This window comes from Prevotella sp. LMAG:51, from assembly GCF_008680225.1.
In the GTDB taxonomy this organism is placed as follows: domain Bacteria; phylum Bacteroidota; class Bacteroidia; order Bacteroidales; family Bacteroidaceae; genus Prevotella; species Prevotella pectinovora.
On sequence record NZ_NALQ01000023.1, the window covers coordinates 22,512 to 40,680 of the forward strand.

Annotated in this window: 9 protein-coding genes and 2 pseudogenes; 7 read left to right on the forward strand and 4 right to left on the reverse strand. The window is 49.1% G+C overall.

Features of this window, described 5'->3' with window-relative positions:
- Positions 1–949: 949 nt before the first annotated feature.
- Both CCC32_RS12715 and CCC32_RS08915 read right to left on the reverse strand, forming a co-directional pair.
- Complete coding sequence (locus CCC32_RS12715) at positions 950–1,354, reverse strand: HTH domain-containing protein (RefSeq protein WP_353756413.1); 405 nt, start codon at positions 1,352–1,354, stop codon at positions 950–952.
- Positions 1,299–1,460 (reverse strand): annotated as a pseudogene (locus tag CCC32_RS08915) (AlbA family DNA-binding domain-containing protein); the annotation flags it as partial. The gene CCC32_RS12715 and the pseudogene CCC32_RS08915, both read right to left, overlap by 56 nt.
- Positions 1,461–2,502: 1,042 nt before the next feature.
- Between CCC32_RS08915 and CCC32_RS08920 the strand changes: the two are divergent.
- The 4 genes from CCC32_RS08920 (at position 2,503) to CCC32_RS08935 (ending at position 7,393) form a co-directional block, all read left to right on the forward strand.
- On the forward strand, positions 2,503–3,897 hold the full coding sequence (locus CCC32_RS08920; RefSeq protein WP_287073861.1) for a methyltransferase RsmF C-terminal domain-like protein: 1,395 nt from the start codon (positions 2,503–2,505) through the stop codon (positions 3,895–3,897).
- A gap of 952 nt (positions 3,898–4,849) precedes the next feature.
- Complete coding sequence (locus CCC32_RS08925) at positions 4,850–5,824, forward strand: polyprenyl synthetase family protein (RefSeq protein WP_287073864.1); 975 nt, start codon at positions 4,850–4,852, stop codon at positions 5,822–5,824.
- Positions 5,825–5,849: 25 nt separating this feature from the next.
- Complete coding sequence (locus CCC32_RS08930; protein WP_022316528.1) at positions 5,850–6,593, forward strand: hypothetical protein; 744 nt, start codon at positions 5,850–5,852, stop codon at positions 6,591–6,593.
- Entirely contained in the window at positions 6,590–7,393 is an 804-nt protein-coding gene (locus CCC32_RS08935; protein WP_287073867.1) for a TatD family hydrolase, read from the forward strand. The genes CCC32_RS08930 and CCC32_RS08935 overlap by 4 nt, the downstream gene beginning before the upstream one ends.
- 193 nt (positions 7,394–7,586) lie before the next feature.
- Here the strand turns inward: CCC32_RS08935 and CCC32_RS08940 are convergent, their stop codons facing one another.
- Positions 7,587–10,067: a T9SS C-terminal target domain-containing protein gene (locus CCC32_RS08940; protein ID WP_287073869.1), complete on the reverse strand. Its 2,481-nt coding sequence runs from the start codon at positions 10,065–10,067 to the stop codon at positions 7,587–7,589.
- Positions 10,068–11,263: 1,196 nt separating this feature from the next.
- Between CCC32_RS08940 and CCC32_RS08945 the strand changes: the two are divergent.
- From CCC32_RS08945 to CCC32_RS08955, 3 genes and pseudogenes are all read left to right on the forward strand, one after another.
- Positions 11,264–12,952, forward strand: a pseudogene (locus CCC32_RS08945) (DNA methyltransferase).
- A 22-nt stretch (positions 12,953–12,974) separates the two neighbouring features.
- On the forward strand, positions 12,975–15,878 hold the full coding sequence (locus CCC32_RS08950; protein ID WP_287073873.1) for a DEAD/DEAH box helicase family protein: 2,904 nt from the start codon (positions 12,975–12,977) through the stop codon (positions 15,876–15,878).
- A gap of 305 nt (positions 15,879–16,183) precedes the next feature.
- Complete coding sequence (locus CCC32_RS08955; protein ID WP_287073876.1) at positions 16,184–17,320, forward strand: AAA family ATPase; 1,137 nt, start codon at positions 16,184–16,186, stop codon at positions 17,318–17,320.
- Between the two features lie 133 nt (positions 17,321–17,453).
- Here CCC32_RS08955 and CCC32_RS08960 read toward each other — a convergent pair.
- A partial coding sequence (locus CCC32_RS08960; protein ID WP_287073879.1) for an aminotransferase class I/II-fold pyridoxal phosphate-dependent enzyme occupies positions 17,454–18,169 on the reverse strand: 716 nt, incomplete at its 5' end.

Consider the following 18,169-nt stretch of genomic DNA (forward strand, 5'->3'; position numbering starts at 1 on the left):
TTCAGTAGCAGAGTAACTGTCCCTCCCCTTCGGGGGAGGCTAGGTGGGGGCTGAAGTGATTGACTGAATTCAGTAGCAGAGTATCTGTCCCTCCCCTTCGGGGGATGGACAGATACTCTTGGTTCGTCTAAAACAACAAGAGGACAAGTGAAATTCAGTCTTTTTTAAAAAGCCCAAACGGAGTCTGCCATATTGGGGACAAATGGGCAACATCCGTGCAGCAAACGTGCCCAAGTGGGGTAACGTGCTTGCCCATGTTGGGTAACGTGCTTGCCCATGTTGGGTAACGTGCTTGCCCATGTTGGGTAACGTGCTTGCCCCAAGTGGGCAAGCACCGTGCCCCAAAATGGTACAAAAGTATTATATGAAACGCTTGTAAAGGAACGTATAGCAAAAGCCACAGAACTGATGACCGCTCCGTGGCTTGGTGACGGTGAAAAAAAACTTGGCATGATTTGAGCCTCATATTTTTTCTCACTCAAATCATACCAAGTTATTATATAGGGTGTCCAATTCTATGTTCTCGTTTTTGAGTGCGTTCTTGTAACTTAACTCCTTAAGAATCAGTAAATAAGATATAAAATATAATACAAATATAACTATCAAAATATCAGCTGTGAATTAACTCACGATTATATTTTACTTAGCGAATGATTATCAATGATTTAGATGGTTGTTACATTGTTTTTGATACTAAAAACAGGAACATGGAACTGGACACCCTACCAAATTACTATACGTCGCTTCGAAGTTATCACACATAAGATTCTCTGGAAATTTATTCAAAACTCCATCCAATCCACAGACTTTCGGTAAATCATTCATAGATGGCAAACTTAAACCATGCTTTTCTGGATTTCTGAGTGCAGACGCAATGCTTGCACCTGCACCTAATATTACGACATGCGAACCTCCTGACAAATGTACATCTTTGATATTCATAATATTATTATTTTACAAGAAACCACATGCCATCATTATCCTTGCCTTCATGCTTTATAATGCCTTTCTTTTGCAAAGCTGAAAGGTCACGTTCGATGGTGCGTTGGCTCACCGACAAAGTCTCCGACATTTTCTTGCCGGTGATTGTCGGAGACTCTTTGATGAGATTGAGAATTCTCCGTTGACGTTCAGTGAGTTTCATCTCCGACACGTCTCCGTCATGGTCTCCGACATTCGGAGTGTCGGAAGAGGCGAAGATGATGGTCTGGAATTGGGTTGGAGTTGATTTGAACATGGGTTTTAGCTCGTCCTTATAACCTTCCAAGGCTTTGGTCTCATTGCAGATGCGTGTGAGTCCCTTTGACGATACCATCATTATCAATGCCAAAGAAAAGGGAACCACCCAAGCCATTGGCAAAAGCGCTTACGCCTTTCAGCTAACTCTTAGGTTTCTTCTCTTCAAGCATTACCTTGTAGTCGTATGCAGTGCATTCGCTGATCAGATTATCAATTTCCATATCTCTTGAATTTATATGAGCCACGGACGAATGGTAGATTCTTCCAAGTAATGCAAAGATAATAAATTTCCTTCATTTACTAAAAGACTTGTAGCCCAATATGAGGTCCTGATTATGTCTTTCATACATTTTTAGCATAAACACGCCAAGAAAAAACGACAAAATGAAGGAAACCATCTTCCCCCACCACCATTATTTTTTATGATTTATCAGTATTGACAGAAATACACCCTGACTTCGGCATCGTGTCAACCCTGAATCTTCATCAAATGGATATTTCCTTTTACAGACAAACACTGTGAAGCCCGATATCAGGTGCACAAAGATGAAAAATTGATTACTACATTGAACGGTCTAATTAGCGATTTAGGTTAAAGGTGTTTAAGAAGGTGACGAAGACAACCAAAACTCTCATTCCAACCTTCATCACGCCTTATGGGCTATATAATAATATGTATGATAGAAAGATAAATAAGCAAGTAACAGGAAACGACTTATTCTTAGTGTCACATTCTTGAGGGCTGTACTTCCTTTTCTTTGTAGCCACCATACTTATAAATCGGTCATCAGGGCTTGAATATTTGTTAAAAACGGATTCAAACATCATTTTCTTTCCGCCGAACGGGCGATATGAAGGAGAAAAACACTATATTTGTAAATTCTTAGAAATCCCTGCTGTCATTTTGCGAAGCCTCAACAACCGACGCCAAGCGAATAATCGGAGCACTGCCGAGGAGGAACCTTGCCAACGGCATCAGCAATATGCCAACAAAGTCTCCCCATGACTCCAGCGGCAGCAGGACACGGATATAACCCCAAAACGGTCATTAGGCCGTTCAATGGTAGTATTTGATAACTGCTTGCAGTCTTTTGCTTTTTATAAGGCGTCTTTTGTCCGTTTTTAATTCGCAATAGCTCGCTATTACTCATTAAAAGCCAAACAAAATCCACACTTCTAAAATACCAAAATCCGAGCAAGCCCTAACGCCCGATTTGGGATAAACAAATAGGAATCATAACAAAAAAAACATAACACCACACGATGACCACCACGCCGAAGACAACACTACCAGAGGAGTTCTCCACATACACCCGGGAAATCATGGGAGAGCAGCGGTGGACGCGTTTTGCTGAAGCCATGGGTGAGGAACCGCCGGTGAGCGTGAGACTGAACCCGATGAAATTCCGCTCCGACAGCATGGCACTGCCGGCAGAGGAAGACGAGCCCGTGGAATGGTGTCGGGAGGGACGCTATCTCAAGGAGAGGCCGATGTTCACTCTCGACCCCCTGCTACACGCCGGAGCATACTACGTGCAGGAGGCTGCCTCGATGTATATCACCCAGGTGATACGCGACCACGCACCCGCCGACCGTCCGCTGATGGTGCTCGACCTGTGTGCCGCACCGGGAGGGAAGTCCACCGCCATGCGCAGTGTGCTGCCCGAGGGAAGTCTACTGATGACCAACGAGCCGATGCGCCCCAGGGCAAACATCCTGATGGAGAACATACAGAAGTTCGGACACCCCGACGTGATAGTGACAAACAACTATGCCATCGACTACCAGCGCAGCAGACTGCAGTTTGACGTGATACTCGCCGACGTGCCCTGCTCCGGCGAAGGGATGTTCCGCAAAGACGAGGGGGCGATAAGGGAATGGTCGGTGGCTAACGTGAAAAAATGTGCCGCACTGCAACGGGAGATTATCACCGACATCATGCCGTGTCTGAGAAACGGCGGACTGCTAGTATACTCCACCTGCACATACAACAGGCAGGAGGATGAGGAGAACGTGGACTTCATCTGCTCTGAATGGCAGATGGAAAAGCTCTCCGAGAGGCATTTCATTCCGGGCGAGACCCGATCAGAAGGTCTGTATATGGCGGCTCTGCGACAGACGGGAAGCGATGCCTCTCAGCAGACCACAATCAGTATGCTCGACTCCTCGGCAACGAAAAAGGACAAGAAGCAGAAACGATGCGGAAAGGCGTCGGCAGAACAGTCCGTGAAGGGGGCTAAGGAGATGAGCGGATGGATAAAGGGAAACGAGGACTTCAGCATCACCACGCTCGGACAGCGCTTCGTGGCGGTGAGGAAACAGTGGCGCAACGTGTATGACACCGCAATGGAGAAGCTGCGCGTGATGCATGCCGGCATCGAACTGGGAGAGCCGAAGGGCAAGGACATCATACCTGCCGAAGGTCTCGCCCTCTCAACGGCATTCAACCCGGAAGCCTTCGCCACGGCGGAACTCGACCGCGACACTGCGATTGCCTATCTCAGACGCGAGCCGATACAGTTGCCGCCTGACACACCGCGCGGATTCGTGGCTGTGGGGTATCAGGGGCTGAACCTGGGATTCGTGAAAAACCTGGGCAACCGCACCAACAACCTCTTTCCGCAGGAATGGAGAATAAGGATGCAGAACGATGCATAGGTCTGGTGTCAGCCACACCTGACCGCAGACCCATCATAACCGCAGACCCATCCTAACCTTCCCAAAGGGACAACCCATCCTAACCTTCCCAAAGGGACAACCCATCCTAACCTTCCCCAAGGGAAGGAACTGGTTACTCCGACTAAATGTCATCAGCCCCCACCTAGCCTCCCCCGTAGGGGAGGGACTGATACCATTGGCAGACTGACTGTCATCGGTTTGTCATAAAGCAAGACTAACCTGTATCGTCCCAAAGTGGAAATAACAATGCAAGGTAACCTGCATCTCCACAAGGGAAATAACAGCGCAAGGTAATCTGCATCTCCCCTACGGGGGAGAACGAGAGGGGGCTGAAGTGATTGACTGATGTGATTGGCTGATGTGATTATCTGAAGTCTTTGACAAAGCAGAGTAACTTGACCCTTCCCTTGGGGAAGGTTAGGATGGGTTTGAGAACGAGAGGGGGCTGATGTTCATTGGCAAAACCATTGGCTGATGTCGTCTGGAAGCAGCGAGCACCATAGTGCTCCAAATCCGGAAAAATCCCAACCGAATCCAAGACTCATTGGCAAAATAATATCAAAGAAAAAAATCCGTGAAGACCAATCCGTGCAAAGTCCGTGATATCCGTGTTTTTTCTTTGATTTGTCCACGCCGAAGGCTGTGGACACGATGTCAAAGGAGGGAAAGGATTCCAGTGTGAAAGCATATAGTGTCCATCAGCCTTCGGCGATGGCCACAGGTCAAAAAAAACAAAACACAGATAACACCGAGGAACACGGATTAATCTTTCACGGATTATTTTTTGACCTGAAATCTTTGGATTTCTATATGGATTTCAGAGGATTTGCGAGTGCTTGGGGCACTCCCCCATTCAACAAATGAGAGATTTGCAAAACTTGAATAAGTAACATATATATAAATACGATAAACCTAACAAAAAAACATAATTATGCTGACAGCAACCGAAATACAGGAGAAAGTGAACGCATACATCGCATCACTTCCCTACGAGAGAAAACCAAAGTCGCTCTACGACCCGATAGAATATGTGCTCGCCGCCGGCGGAAAACGCATACGCCCGTCGTTCGTGCTCATGGCATACAACCTCTTCCACGACGACGTGGACAGAATACTGCCCGTGGCTACGGCACTGGAGACCTACCACAACTACACACTGCTACACGACGACCTCATGGACAAGGCGGACATGAGGCGTGGCAGACCCACCGTACACAAGAAATGGGACGACAACACGGCGATCCTCTCCGGCGACACAATGCTCGTATTGGCATACGAACACCTGGCGAAATGCGACACCAAATATCTCAAGCCCGCTCTCGACCTCTTCACCGAAACGGCACTGGAGGTGAGCGAAGGACAGCAGTTCGACATGGAATTCGAAACGCGCAACGATGTGGCTGAGGAGGAATACATCGAGATGATACGATTGAAGACAAGCGTATTGCTGGCTTGCGCACTCAAGATGGGTGCCGTGGTGGCTGGGGCTTCGGATGCCGACGCCAACGCTCTGTATGCCTTCGGAGAGAAGGTGGGACTGGCGTTCCAGCTGCAGGACGACCTGCTCGACGTGTATGGCGACCCGAAGGTGTTCGGAAAGGCTATCGGCGGCGACATCACATCAAACAAGAAGACCTTCATGCTCATCAACGCCTTCAACAGAGCCGACGCCGGGACGCGTGGCGAACTGGAGAGATGGACCACGGCGACGGAATTCGATCCGGCAGAGAAGATTGCTGCCGTGACGGAGATTTACAACAGGCTCGGAATCGACAAGCTCGCCGAACAGAGGATAAAGGAATACTTCGAACAGAGCAGACAGCATCTCGACGAACTCTCGGTGAGCGACGACCGCAAGGCGGTGTTGCGCGAATACACCGAGAGAATGATGAACAGAAAGAAATAACGAAACACCCACAAAAAGAGAGGAAATGCCATACAGAAGACTCCCCAATACCGACAAGTCGAGACTCAGTGCACTGAAGACGCTGCTCGACAACAACGACATATACATGGCCCGCGACAGGTTTCTGGAATGGAAAGACATAAACCAGGCGCGCACCTGCTACGACAAGCTGCTCACGGCAGTGACGCAATACGAGGTGGACAAAAAGGCGCAATGGCGGAGCGGAACGAAAATAGACCAGCTGCAGAAAAAGGCTTACATGTATGAGAGCCACTTCATGCAGGTGTTGCTCATGGCTGTGACAAGAGGGGAGATAAAGCGCTCTAACCTGAAACTCTACGGACTGGAGGAGACCGCCACCATGATTCCCGTGGACAACAGCATAGGGTCGATAACGGAATGGGGACCGAAAATCATCAGCGGAGAGAAAAACCGCGTGAAGAAGGGTGGCAGACCGATTTACAACCCCACGATAGGAATGGTGGAGACCCACTTCGACATCTTCAAGGAGGCTTACGACAAGCAGAAGGCGCTGCAGAAACGCACAAGCGAAATGGAGCAACGGCTCAAGGAGATACGACCCGAAATCGACGAACTGATACTGCGCATCTGGGACCAGATAGAGGCGCACTTCAGCGAGGAGGGAAAACTCGTGATAGACCGAGTGGCCGACTGTGAGCGCTTCGGCATACGTTACTACATGCGCCGCAAGGAGAAACGCAAGATGCAGGAGAAGGAAAAGGAAAACAAACAGGAGAATGAACAATGATTGACACGCATACTCATATCGACGGCGAGGAATTCGCCGAAGACCGCGCGCTGGCCATACAGCGGGCACAGGATGCCGGAGTGGAGAAAATCTTCGTGCCGGCAATCGACCTCAAGAGCATCGGCAGCGTGGTGGACACATGCCGGCAGTTTCCGGGCTACGCCTACCCCATGATAGGTCTCCACCCGGAGGAGGTGAAAGAGGACTGGAAAGACGCAGTAGGCCAGATGCGCCGGATTCTCGACGAGCAGAGGCAGAAAGCACCGTCGGCAGACAACCCTCCGTTCATCGCCATCGGCGAGGTGGGACTGGACTTCTATTGGAGCCGCGAATTCGAGAAAGAGCAGCTGGAGGCTTTCGAGGAGCAGGTGAGATGGTCGATAGAGGCCGACCTGCCGCTGATGATACACTGCCGCAAGGCACAGAACGAGATGGTGGGAATACTGCGCCGCTACGAACGGGAACTGCGCCGCGGAGGAGTGTTCCACTGCTTCACGGGCAACGAGCGGGAGGCAGAACAGCTGCTGTCGTTCGGCAATTTCAACATCGGCATCGGCGGTGTGCTGACATTCAAGAAGAGCCATCTGCCTGAAGTGGTGCCCCACATCCCCCTCGACCGCATCGTGCTCGAGACCGACGCTCCATACATGGCTCCCGTGCCGATGCGCGGTAAGCGCAACGAGAGTGCCTATGTGGCATACGTAAGAGACCGCCTCGCCCTTGCCTACGGCATCTCCCCCGAGGAAATAGACCGCCACACCACAGCAAACGCCATGAGGATGTTCCTGCCGGAAGGATAGAATGCCATAAGGATGTTTCTGCCAGAAGTATAGAACGCCATGAGGATGTTTCTGACGGAAGGATACTATAGAAATCCCCCGACCTGTCCCAGAATGGACAGAATCGGGGGATTTTATTATAGGCAGGTATCAGGTTATGTAAACACAAAAGGATATAGCTACCTGCCTTGTTTTCTTATCAGCCGAGCAGAGGTTATGGCACTACCACCTTGACTGTCTTCTCTCCGGCCTTCACGATATACACGCCGGGAGCAAGGCTGACGGCATGACGACCAGCCGGAACAGTTGCCACTGTCTTGCCCTGCATGTCGTATACATCAGCTGAGTCATAGTCTGTAGACAATGAGATGCTACCGTGGGCCACTCTGATATCAAGGGCGTTGCTGCCGGTTGAGACACTGCCTACTGCGGTTTCTATGCCATTCACATACACCCGTTCTGAAGTTTCAGATACATAGTTAGTGTAATCCTTGGTCCTCATCGCCGTAACATCATAGGCATAAGTATACTGCGGGTCGAGATCCGTCACGTTGAAACCGCTTCCTTTCGGATACATCACCGAATACGGAGCTATGAGAGTCTCGCCCTTGCGCACATTCTGGCGGATGGTTACCTCATCGATGAAGAAAGGTTGGCCATACATGCTCATGAATGCCAGGATGACGTTCTCACGCAGGTTCTTGTTGTCGGTAGCGTCGAAGTGGATTGTGGCAGATGTCATTCCCGTGCCATTCAGCGTGAGCGGCATGATGCGATGGTCGGTGGCTACATTGTCGGTGTAGTCTTTCAGGAGCATCACGAAGAGAGTGTCGCTGGCAAACGTGTTGTATGCCTTCACGTCTACATCAAACGCTCCGCCGTCGCAGGTGAGGTCGAGGTGCGGCGATGTAACGAGTCCTGCCAGACCCATCCACACGTTGGTCTGCTGTGCTCCTGCCATTCCATCAGCCAGATAAGGCAACTGCAGGAGCCATTCCGTCGTTGTGTATCCGTTTTCAGCCAGATTGAACACATATGTGTATGGGTTATAAGGATTGTCTATGGTGCCCTGGTCAATCTTGTTGAAGTCCTCGCTCAGAACCACCACATTCTGCATATCCTCTTTGGGCTGCAGCACCTTCATGATGTTGAGCTTGTATCTGTCGGCATTGTTCAGCTCCGTCCAGTTTGCCGTGAACGAGGTTTCGGTGACATTCGTTGCCTCCTTTGCCTCCACCTTCACTCCGAGAATGCCGTCTACCCACATGTCGGGCGATGGCTTCGACACCACGCTTCCGTTCTTGGCTCTCACATTGTAGAAATATTCATAGTTGGGGTCGATGTCCATGGTGTAGCAGGTGTCGGTCAGTTCCTTGTCGAGCTGGGTCACCGGCACTCGCTGTGTGGCATAGTCTATCTTCACATCGTCGATGGCGAAGTCGACGGAGTTTTTCTGTATGAAGAAGAACTTCACCCTTGTCATTCCTTCTCCTATCTGTTCTGATGTGAACGAGTATTGTCCGCCTTCGGCCTGCATATAGTAGTTTGGCATATTGGCGATAGGTATCCATCCGTCTTTCTCGTTGTATACGGCTACCTGCACCAATGAGTAGGTATAGTCGGTTTCATTCTCCATATTACTCGGTTTCACCCAGAACGAGAGTGATGTTATCGGGGCCGGTGTCTCGGGCGAAATGATTTCGTCGCCCACGGCATCAAGACAGAGCGACAATGGGGCCGAACTGTAGTTGCCCTCGGATGTGTATACATCCTGTGAGCCTTGTGCCGACAGATTGATAGTCCATCCCTCCGGATAGCCGGGGTTGTCCTGGTTTATGGTCTTGCCGTCGGCGTTGATGTTGATACCGTCGAAATTCTCCGACAGAGAGCCTGGCTCCACACAGTGTTCCGGCATCTCCTTGCGGTATACGTTGAGGAGATACGAACTCGCCGTCGTAGTGGGGCTCCAGCGGGCTGTAAACGAGGTGGAAGAGTTGTTTACTGGTTGCAGCACCTGTGGCGCCGGTATCTTGTTGGCCTTGCGCGTCACCACGATATCGTCGAGCAGGAGGTCTACCTCCTCGGCAGAAAACTGAAATATATTGTTGGGATTGAATGTGGCCTGGTCAGTGGCGAAGGTGAATTCCTGCCACTGGTCGGAAATGTCAAAATCACGGTCATCAACGGGACCTTCGTTGTTGTCGCACAGTGCCACACGGATGACGCCCTCGTCGCCGGCTTTCAGACATCTGGCGCGGAACTTCAGCACTACGTCTCCGCTGAGTTCCATCTCCGGTGTGCTTATGAATCCTCCTGCAAGACCACCGTATTCAGACTCATACATGCGTAGCGCACATGCCTGTCCTGCCTGGTATACCTCATTGCCGGTCCAGCCCTTAGTTCCCATGAGGTCTGCCGGCAGCACATAGTTCACGCTGCCTCCTCCGAGCATCTTGGTGTCGGGTTCGGCGTTGGTACCTGCTGTCCATTTGTCGAAATGCTGGTCTACAACTGTCTTGGTGGGAATCTCGTCGTCTGCACGGTTGGGCAGACTGTGGCATTCTGATGTTCTCGGCATTGCCTTCATTGCCGCTCGGGCAAACTTGCCCATCGGTGTTTTCTGGGCGTAGGATACTGACGGCAGAAGCATGAGAGAACACAACGTCGCCGAAATAATCATGTGGATATTCTTCATAGATAAATTGTTTTATTTAAGGCAGCACTGCAAATAAATATGTCGTTAATCTCTAATCGGTGTCTAAGCATCAGCCTGCCACAATGCTGCCACAAAGCAGGCGACATTTTCAAAACCGTGTCAAAAATAGTAAAATTATTCCATCTTGCAAATTATTATAGACAAATTCTTCCTTTATGTCATCAAAATACCGACTTTTGCAAAATAGAGGTTTCAGATGCGACTTTAACCCCAATCGGTCGTTAGGGCTTGCTTGGATTTTGCTCTTTTAGAAGAGTGGATTTTTGTTTGACTTTTAATGAGTAATAGCGAGCTATTGCGAATTATGCTCATGAAGAGTAAGTCCTGAAGGTGTTCACATGTCTGGTATATGACACATGCCAAAAAATCCCCCACGGCGTGGGGAACGATTCCCCCTAATGTGGGGTTTCATTCCCCACGGCAGGGGGAGATTTTGAGCATGAAAATGGTGTTTTTCTGACCAAAAATCACAACACGCCTGTTTGGAAGTGCAGACTAAACGAATGATGGATTTCAACTAACCACATTGCGCTACCCAGAGACCGAGCGATAATGTTTTGCACAGCAAAACACAAAAAAATATTCTTGTGCTTTGCCATTCGAGAAATATGTATTAACTTTGTTGCGGAAGGATGCCAAGCCGAGTGCAAGGCGAATTCCATTTTTTGTGGGTTAAAATAATAGCGTTTGCTGTTTATTCGAAAACGTTCAGGAAACTTGGCGGTGGAAAGAATGTGTACAGAATAAACAAGTGGACGCCTGCGATATGCGTGGGCGTTCAGCTTGTCTGTATGCATGGGTTTCCGCCAAGTACCTCTGAACGTGGATGAGTTGAACTGTCCACGTTTTGCGTTTGGGTATTTGGCGGAATCTTCGTTTAGAAGAATAACAAGCTTTCGCATTAAAACGTATAATGCTTTAATGCTATGGCAAAATCTCTGATTGAGGAGCTACCTCGCATTGCAAGCGAAGGTAGGCAAGAGGCTCAGCGCATCATCGAGCGATTGAGCAGTGGCACACGCATTGGGTTGCAAACCAATGAGCTGGTGTTGCCTCGCAAGGATGTCTCCGGATTCTTCCGTGGACAAGTTCCCAATATCCCTAATGCTTTTAATAATGCCCTTGATGGCGGAACTTGGATGAACCGTCTGGTGTATGGTGATAATCTCCTGACCATGCAGGCGCTGCTTGCCGGAGACCCTCAGACGGGCTTGCCTTCTTTAAGAGGCAAAGTGGATTTGATCTACATCGACCCGCCGTTTGATTCGAAGGCGGATTATAGAACTCCGATAACTTTACCAAATACAAGTTTTTCTCAAAAGCCAACAGTTATAGAACAGTTTGCTTATGCGGATACATGGGAAGAAGGTACGATTTCGTATTTGAAGATGATTTATCCAAGATTGGTTCTTATGAAAGAATTGCTTTCAGAAAAAGGAAGTATCTATGTTCACATTGATTGGCATATTGGTGCTTATATGAAGATTATTCTTGATGATATCTTTGGGAAAAATAGATTTCTGAACGAAATAATGTGGTGTTATACGATTGGTGGTAAGGGAAGTAGTTTTTGAGGAAGAAAACATGATACAATATTACTTTATTCTAAATCGCCAAATTATACTTTTAACGGAAAGGATAAAGATGTCATTGTTCAGCGTAAATTAAATACGCATATGCGTACGAAAATTGATGATGAAGGAAGAGAATACCAAGAGAAAACTGATAAAAAAAGTGGTAAAATTTATCGTTATTATGTAGATGAAGGAAAGGTACCTGAAGATTATTGGATAGATATAGAACAATTAAATCGTGAGGATGCTGAGCGTGTTGGCTATGCAACACAAAAGCCAAGTAAATTGTTAACTCGTATTATCGCAGCTTCTTCCAACGAAGGCGACCTCGTCTGTGATTTCTTCGGTGGCAGCGGCACCACAGCAGCGGTTGCCGAAAAGCTGGGCCGTCGCTGGATTACCTGCGACATTGGCAAGCCGGCATCCCTCGTCATGCGCAAGCGTTTCATCGACCAGGAAGTAAATCCGTTCCTCTATCAGAGCATCGGCGACTATCAGAAAGAGGCTTTCCATAACAACAAGAAACTCCGCCGAGTGGGCGATCTCTCTCAGGTAGTCTTAGGCCTCTTCGGTGCCTTACCATTCTCTCCAGAGCAGGTGAGCGACAGAAACTTCGGTTACGTCAAGGGCACACGAAACCTGGTGATGGTGGATAGCCCAAACCGCCTGACCACGGCCGCCACCGTTCGCCGTGCCGTGGAAGCCAAGGCTTCTCTGCTTGGCGGCGACTGGGATAAAGTGATCGTGCTCGGCTGGAACTTCGCCTTCGACATCTCGCAAGCCATCGAGAAATACAAGAACAGCAATGTAGAGGTGCTGGTGATTCCGCCCGATCTACTCGACAAGCTATCCAAGAAGGGTTTCAAGAAGCTCATCGCCGACAAAACCGTGCGCTTCTCTTCTTTGCAATATCTGGTGGTGAACCCAGTGGAGGTAACCGTGAACGGCAATGGCGAGGATGAACTCAGCATCAGTCTCAGCAACTATGTGCTGCTCTCGCCCGATAATATCCCGCTGGATGATAAGGACAAGGAGAAGTTGCAGCAGGTGATGGAGCAGGACCCTCTCTCGCTGATAGAATATTGGAGCATCGACCCTGATTATGACGGCGATACTTTCCGCAGCACCTGGCAGGATTATCGTGAGAACGTGGATAACGACAGCGACCCGCTGCACTGCGTATATTCCACCCGATTGCACATGCCCCATAAGGCTGAGCGCAAGGTGTGTGTCAAGGCCGTTGACGTGTTTGGATTCGAGAGTCAGGTTATCCTGGATGTGAAGTGCTAAGAACGAATAGGAGATGACAACTATGACAATCAATTCAACTAACATATCTTTGGAATTGGCGCATCGGCTCACCGATGTGGTCAATGCCGCCTGGAAGAGTGGGGAGATGCTGGAGAAGGTGACCCCAACCACCGCTTCGCTCTTAAACTATTGGTTTGGAGAGGGCTTTTGCAATGAGCGTGAGAGAAACTTCCACGAGGGTCAGCGTCAGGCTATCCTCAACATCATCTATCTGCACGAAGTGATGGGCGAAAACTGCGTAATGGATGCCTATCAGGGCATCATTCCGGAGCTGATGGATAGGGCCGATTTGGCTCAGCTTGCCAAGCCTAAATATCAGATGCCTAAGTATGCGGTGAAGATGGCTACGGGCACGGGAAAGACGTGGGTGATGCACGCCCTGATCATCTGGCAGATGCTGAATGCCCGGCATGAGGATGTGGAGAGCGGACGATTCACGCAGAAGTTCCTGATTGTGGCTCCGGGCCTGATTGTTTACGACCGTCTGCTGGACGCCTTCTGTGGCAGAAAGAAGCGCGACGAGGAATATCGCGACCCTCAGACCAACGACTACTACATGAACCAGGAGGTGTTCATCCCCGAGCGTTATCGTGACGAGGTGTTTTCGTTCATCCAGAACAATGTGGTGACCAAGGAGGATGGCATCGGCAGGAAGACCACCGGCGAGGGACTGATTGCCCTGACCAACTGGCATCTGTTTGAAAATCAGATGGAAGAGACGGAGCAGGATGAGGATGTGGACGATTCCAGCACGGTGACGCCCGCCGAAATCGTCAGCGACCTGTTGCCTGTCCGACCGGGCAAGTCGGCGGGCAACGACCTCGGCATGCTCGACCGCCGTGCCTTGGGCGGCACCGAACTGGAATATCTGGCGGGGTTAAAGGATTTGATGGTAATCAACGATGAGGCGCATCATATCCATGAAATCAAGCGTAATGGTGAAACCGAGGAGGTGGAATGGCAAAGAGGCTTGAATGCCATCAGCGCCACCAAGGGCACCCGCTTCATACAGGTGGACTTCTCCGCCACTCCTTTTGATACGAAGGGAACGGGAGAGAAGCAGGTGAAACTCTTCTTCCCACATATCATCGTAGATTTCGACTTGCCGATGGCGATGAAGCAGGGACTGGTGAAGCTGCTGCTGCTCGACCGTCGCCAGGAACTCACCGACCTGGAGAATCTGGATTACAACGCCGAGCGTGATGAGCAAGGTAAAGTGGTGGGGTTGAGCGAAGGCCAGCGCATGATGCTTCGCGCAGGACTGACAAAACTGAATAAACTCGAAGACGAATTCTTGAAAGTGGACCCGTCGAAGAATCCCAAGATGCTCATTGTCTGCCAAGACACCACGGTATCTCCTTTCGTTGAGGAGTTCCTGAAATCGGAAGGCTTGGGAGAAGACGACATCGTTACCATCGACAGCAACAAGCAGGGCGAGGTGAAGGATGAGGAGTGGCAGGAAATCAAGAAGAAGCTCTTCGATATAGATAGGTATAAGAGTCCGAAGGTGGTTATCTCGGTGCTGATGCTACGTGAGGGCTTCGACGTCAACAATATCTGTGTGCTCGTTCCGCTGCGTTCTTCGCAGGCACCAATCCTCCTTGAGCAATTGGTGGGCAGAGGCTTGCGACTGATGTGGCGAGAGCCCGACTACATCGACATCAAGCGCGAAGATCGGCTGAGGGTGCTGAAAAACCATCAACCGCCACGCACCTATATCGACACGTTATCAATCGTGGAGCATCCAGCTTTCATTAAGTTCTACGATGATTTGCAGGAACAGGGATTGGTGGCTACAGACGATGGAGATGTTGGTACAGAAGGAGCCACTGGCGATATTCTTACCGTGGGTCTTCGTGAGGACTACGAGAAATATGATTTCCAATGGCCGGTTATTCTGCATGATTCCATCGAAGAATTTGAAGATGCAGAAATAGATTTGGATGATTTGCACCCATTTACGATGTATCCGCTGCCTTTGCTCCGCAAGTTCCTGGCAAAAGAGGGCGAGACCTTCGTATCGCAGGAATCTCTGACCAAGACTACTTTTGGAAAGTATAAGGTGACGGCCAATCTCTTCAATGCCAACGGATATAATGAGTATCTGCAGAAGTTGCTGAGGGTAGTAACCCTGCGCTTTGAGAATTGTCGCCGCCAGGGTTTCCCTACCATTCAGATTAATGGGGCACAAACGGTGCAGGTTATGGACTGGTACATCCGGGAGAAGCTGTTCGCCATGCCTTTTGACCCGTTCCATGGAAGCGACTGGAAGATATTGTTGGCGAAGGATGGCATTGTGACCAAACACATCGTGGAGCAGTTTGCCGTGGCCATATATAAGATGCAGAGTCGGCTGACCACGATAGGTGCAGAGGTGAGCCATACGGAATTCTCTTCGCTCAGAGCCATCAAGATGAGAGAGGCTTACTCGATGGAGGTGCGGAAGTGCATCTATCCCCGATTGGGCTATCCTTCACACGGCGGAGGACTGGAAAAGGCATTCATCGAGTTTCTGGATAGGGATGCCGAGGTGGAAAGATTCCTGAAAATCAATGAGAATGGCCATTCGTTTGCCATCATCTTCTATGTGAGAAAGGACGGCTTGATGGCAACGTATCATCCTGATTTCATTGTGGCTACAGCTGATAAGATTTATCTGATTGAGACCAAGGGCGATGACAAGGTGGATGATGTGAATGTGCGCCAGAAGCAGACGGCTACTGTGGAATGGATTAAGAAAATCAATGCCCTGAAGCCTGAGGATAGGATGAATCGCACCTGGGAGTATGTATTGGTAGGCGAAAGTGTGTTCTACTCGTTGAGTGGAAGCGGCGCCACATTGACCGACATTTGTAACCAATGTAGGGTGACTTACTCAAGAGCTACAGGAAATCTGTTTGAATGAGAAGGGTTCCTCTTTCATTGTGGTGGGCATGATTGTTCTCGTTAGGGTGAGAAAATGAGGATCATCCGACATTTGGAGTGAAAAATAACACACGTGAGTATTTACGCTCAGATGCGGTCGCTCGGCTAAATTAACTATTCGTTGTGAAAGCCGTCTGAGGCCAGAGCTATTAGATGTGATGCGCGCTTCAAATCACTCCAAATGTCGGATGAGCCAACTTTCTGCCCTTTTTCTTTTAAATATTCAAGAAATAGTCGTACCTTTGTCATTACAAAAAAGTTGTAACACAAAACATGTAATGGCGTATGGCACTAAGTTACAAGAAATTAGCGAATCCTTTCGTCTATCAAGGTTATGAAAGCCCTGAGTATTTTTGCGATAGAGAGGCAGAAACAAAGACTTTACTTTCCCACTTGAAGAACGGAAGAAATATTACCCTCATCTCTCCTCGAAGGATTGGCAAGACAGGACTTATTAAGAACACCTTCTACCATCTCAAGGAAGAAGAGAATGATGCCATATGCCTATACCTTGACATTTTCGCCACCAAGAACTTGAATGATTTTGTGGAGCAACTTGGCGTTATGGTCATCAACGACATTGTGCGCAAGAACGCCTCATTCTTCGAGAAGACCATTGCTTTCTTCAGTGCCTTACGCCCAGTGCTTAGCATGGATCCATTGACAGGCGAACCGAGTGTCTCCATCACGGTGGAACCAACACAAGAAGATATTACTATTCGTAGCATCTTCAATTATCTCAACGAGAGTGGCAAAGAGGTATATATCGCCATCGATGAATTTCAGCAGATAGCTGAATATCCGGAGAAGGGAACGGAGGCTTTGCTTCGCTCCTACATTCAGTTCGCCCAACATGTCCACTTTATCTTTTCTGGCAGCAAACAACATTTGATGGCTGAAATATTCGGCTCGCCAAAACATCCATTCTACCAAAGCACAGAGATGATGGGCTTAAAGCCACTGAAATGCGACATTTACTATAACTTCTGCCAAAGCTTCTTTAAGCAGAAAGGTGGTGACTTATCAAAAGAGATTTTCGAGCATGTCTATCAGCAGTTCGATGGGCATACTTGGTATATCCAATGCATTATGAACCGCCTTTACGAATCAGAAAGCCAAGTCGAAAACATGTCGCAAGTCAATGCCGCTCTCCTTTCCATCCTTGAGGGAAGAGAACCGCAGTATGAGAGCATGACGCAGTTCTTTACAGAAAATCAGTTTGCTCTTCTCAAAGCCATTGCCAAGGACGGCATCGTTGCACAACCGACAGCAGGCAAGTTCATCAAAGGTCATAAATTGAGCGGAGCCAGCAGCGTAAAGGCTGCTCTTAAGATTTTAGAAGACAAGGAATTGGTATATAGAACCAATGACGGCTACCACATCTACGACAGATTCATGGATCTGTGGTTAAAGAGAATATAAACAAGAAAATAATAACATGAAGACCTCTTTAGATTTCTTCGACCATATAAATACCCCATAACCTCCTATCCACAACTGTGAGGAAATTATGGGGATATTAATATAGTATAGTTCCGAAAGGATAGATATGGTTTTATTCCTCCACTCTGCCGGGATAAGCCTCGAGGGCCTTGCGCAATACCACGAGGGCCTTTTCGAGGTCTTCCTTCTTCAATACGTAGGCGATTCTTACCTGGTTGCGGCCGGCACCGGGGGTGATGTAGAAGCCGCTGGCAGGTGCCATCATGACTGTCTGGCCCTCATAGCTGAACGATGAGAGACACCAGCTGCAGAACTTGTCGGCATCGTCAACCGGCAGCTTCGCCACGGTATAGAAGGCGCCCATCGGTGTGGGAGAGAATACTCCGGGGATGTCGTTTAGTCCGCTGATTAGACAGTTGCGGCGCTCCACGTATTCGTCGTACACCTCACGGAAATACTCGTCGGGAGTGTCCACCGAAGCTTCGGCGACGATCTGGCCTACGAGAGGAGGCGACACGCGGGCCTGGCAGAATTTAATCGCCGTGTCTCTGATTTCCTTGTTTCTGGTGACAAGGGCTCCGATACGCACTCCACACTCACTGTAGCGCTTGCTCACGGAGTCGAGAATCACCACGTTCTGCTCTATTCCCTTCAGACTGCCTGCGCTGATATACGGGTTCTCGGTATACACGAACTCGCGGTACACCTCGTCGGAGAAGAGGAGCAGGTCATGCTTCTTCACCATGTCTCTTATCTGGTCCATCTCCTCTGGAGTATAGAGGCTTCCGGTGGGGTTGTTGGGGTTGCAGATGAGGATAGCCTTGGTCC